At 69.6% G+C, this 1206-nt stretch carries 1 pseudogene; it reads left to right on the top strand.

Annotation, left to right across the window (positions count from 1 at the left end):
• Positions 1 to 870: 870 nt before the first annotated feature.
• Positions 871 to 1206 (top strand): annotated as a pseudogene (locus CCL05_RS43150) (phage tail protein); the annotation flags it as partial.

Genomic DNA, 1206 nt, shown 5'->3' on the forward strand with positions numbered 1-1206 from the left:
AGCAGGCCGAGCCGGTCGGGGACGCTGAGCACGTCCCAGTACCGCCCGGCCTCCACGAGTACCGTCCCCATGCCGTAGTCCCACTCCCGCTTGCACTCCTGGGGGTCCCTGGCGGCCGCGGCGAGCCACTCGACGGCTTGCTTCCACATCACGCTCTGCATGGCCACCCCAGGCACAGTCGGTCGCGCCCCCACGGGCGCACGCTGGACACGGGCCGGTGACCCGCGGGGCCTCGGGCTCCGCGTGCCGGTCCGGCACTGGCCATGCTCGTAGATATTTCTACGCCCTGGAAGGGGTGGCGCGGTCTGGCGTTTTGCGTCAGGCATGTCCCGGTCGAAAGGGGGCACTCGGAGGTGGATCCCGTAAGGCATCGGTCAATTCCGTGCGCGTCCACGCCGCCCCGCTGAAACCGGCCATCGAGAGATGGACGACTGGGGGAGGGGCCGGGGGGCGCGCCGGGCGGATGAGACGCCGGTGCCGGAAATGCGGGGTCTTCCAGGCATGCCGTCGGCCCGGCGATCACCTCTGCTGTGCGGGAGGTGTGGGCCGGTCCACGAGGGCGCGCGGGCATGATGTGCGGATCGCGGAATTTTGCCTTCACAGAACCTCCCTATGTGCTGGCCAGAACGCGTCTTGTTCGGTCAACTCCGAACGCAGCAAGGTGGCTTGAGCACTTGAGCATCAGGAGTCGCAAGCGCGCTGCTTGACCCGCGCGGCCGAACCGCGCGGGTACTGACGGGGGAACTGATGAGGTGCGCGCGTGTCCACCGCCGACGGGCGGGGACCGAGTCCTCGCGCACGGCTGCACCGTCCCTCCCTCACCTCTCTTGTTGCCTTCATCCGGTGCCCGAGACAGGGATAGGAGGGGGAATGCCGATGAGTGCAGTGAGCGCCGCCAAGCCGACGTATCCCGGCGTCTACGTCGAAGAGCTTCCCAGCAGCACCCGCACCATCTCGACCCTGACCACTTCGGTGACCGCCTTCGTGGGCCACACCCGCCGCGGCCCGCTGAACGAGCCGGTCCGCGTCACCAGCTTCACCGAGTTCGAGCGCCGCTTCGGGGGATTGAGCGCCCAGAGCGCCGTCGGCTACGCCGTTCACCAGTTCTTCGGCAACGGCGGCACCGTCGCCGTGATCGTCCGGGTCGCCCGGGCCGGCAGCGGCCGGGCCGCCTGCGTCACGCTGGAGTCCACCGAGGGCCACAGC

This window comes from Streptomyces africanus (genome assembly GCF_002150735.1).
In the GTDB taxonomy this organism is placed as follows: domain Bacteria; phylum Actinomycetota; class Actinomycetes; order Streptomycetales; family Streptomycetaceae; genus Streptomyces; species Streptomyces africanus.